General features: G+C 35.1%; 2 protein-coding genes and 1 pseudogene. All 3 read left to right on the forward strand.

Annotation, left to right across the window (positions count from 1 at the left end; genetic code table 11):
- The coding region (locus tag EUI_RS10145) for a hypothetical protein (RefSeq protein WP_010017114.1) at positions 1-538 on the forward strand (538 nt) is incomplete at its 5' end.
- Between the two features lie 32 nt (positions 539-570).
- Positions 571-1,248: pseudogene (locus EUI_RS0107205) on the forward strand (type I restriction endonuclease); the annotation flags it as partial.
- A 458-nt stretch (positions 1,249-1,706) separates the two neighbouring features.
- Positions 1,707-2,050, forward strand: a 344-nt coding sequence (locus tag EUI_RS0107210; RefSeq protein ID WP_010017116.1) for an MFS transporter, incomplete at its 3' end; no start/stop codon positions are given.

Below are 2,050 nucleotides of genomic sequence, written 5' to 3' on the forward strand. Positions count from 1 at the left end.
TGATGAATTCAAGGTATCTAAGCAAGCAGTTAGGAAAAGATTAACCGATGAATTTAGAGCAAACTACGTAGAAACCGTATATAGTAACGGAGTAGAAACATTAGTAGTAACGGTTAGTGGTTATAGGCTTTTAAAACAGCATTTTTCTAGTAGTAACGGCAGTGAAAAAGTAGGTAGCAACGTTGGTGGTAACGGTGGTAATACTAATGTTACCAGTGATAATAAGCAAACAACGGATAATAGCTATGTATTTAAAATATTAGAACAACAATTAGCTGTTAAAGATAAGCAAATAGAAAATAAAGATTCACAAATATCACAAATGCAAAATTTATTAGATCAGCAACAACGGCTAGCCTTACAGGACAAACAACTGCTCGAAGAATACAAGGCAGAAATTAAGGACTTGAAAGCCTTAACGATGGCACCGCATGATGATGGTGAAAAAGAAGTGACGTCAGACAAACAACCGGAACCTGAAAATAGCACCCCGGAGTCACAACCTAAACCTAAAAAGTGGTGGCGTTTTGGTAAATAGTTACAACTAAAAAAGAAAAGAAGACTAGTTAAATGGCGGAAGATAAATTTGAACAAGCTGTAATTGATAAGCTAAAGAGTGAAGGTTGAGAATATTTCACAGATTATTCTGGTGTAACAGTTGATCGGTTATATGATCACTGGCGAGATATTCTGAATGCCAACAATCGCAAACGACTAGAAGATACTCTGTTATCTGATAATGAGTTTGAACAAGTGAAGTTGGAACTAACGAAGAATAAAACGCCGTATGATGCGCAACTCATGTTGGCGGGTGCGGGTGGTGTTGGGACCGTACCGTTGAATCGTGATGATGGGACGCAGCTAGAACTTGAAATATTCTATGGTGATGAAGTGGCTGGTGGACATTCACGTTATGAAGTCGTTAACCAAATTACGTTCACAGATTTAGCGACTAGTCTAAGCTCTAAGCGGCGGATTGATATCTTGCTACTGATTAATGGGTTACCTGTAGCCCACATTGAAGAAAAAGATGAGTCCTTACAAAACCAATGGAATGCATTTGAGCAATTCCAAAAGTATGACGGTGACGGCATGTACACGGGACTCTTTTCTTTTGTGCAAGTGCAGTTTGTCTTGTCGCAAAATTCAGCGCACTATTTTGCACGACCAAAGAATAGCCACTCTTATAACCGTGATTTTGCCTTTGGTTGGCGTGATGATGACGGCAAGGATGTCACCCAAAGTGTAAACTGCGCGACAATCAACCACCACGAAAACAGAAAGTTTGCACGTGGTTATTATTATAATTTGTCCAATTCATCTACTCAATATTTGATTAGGTAGGACACTTATTCTATATCAAAAACGGTATTTCGAAAATTATCCGAGTATGAAAAAATCAAAATAGAACTAAGGAAAAAAAATTTTATGCGATTGAATATTAGAATTCAAATTGGAGATGTTGAAAGCAAAATTTAAAACATAAGCATTAATTGACCCAATAATTTTAATCACTGAAGAAAATTTTGAAGTCTAAAATTATGTTTGTTACGTTTTTGATAAAAGTGAATTAATTGTTCAAATTATGAATGTTTATGTGGTAAATGTGATTTATTTGTGATATTATATCGTTGTTGTAAGCGATTTCATAAAATGCAGAGAGGGAATTTATATTATGTTTAAAATGCAGAGAGGGAATTTATATTATGTTTAAATGGTTATTAGCTTCAACTAATTCTAATGTTAAAGTACCAGTTGAAGAAATTGATAGTACTTTTAGACGGAAACAGTTAGGGGTTCTAGTTGCAACCAGTTTTTCTTATGTTGCCTATTATATTATTCGATTGGTTTTTACGACGGAACAACATTCAATTATGAAAGAATATGGTTTTTCAATTAGTCAAGTTGGCCTTATTCTCTCAACTTTTGGAATTGGTTATGGGATTTCTAAATTATTTATGGGTGCTTTATCTGATAAAGCGAATACCAAATACTTTTTGGTATTAGGTCTGTATCTATCTGCTTTTTTTAATGCCGGCCTTGCTTTCAC

Source organism: Leuconostoc gelidum subsp. gelidum KCTC 3527, assembly GCF_000166715.1.
Classification (GTDB): Bacteria; Bacillota; Bacilli; order Lactobacillales; family Lactobacillaceae; genus Leuconostoc; species Leuconostoc gelidum.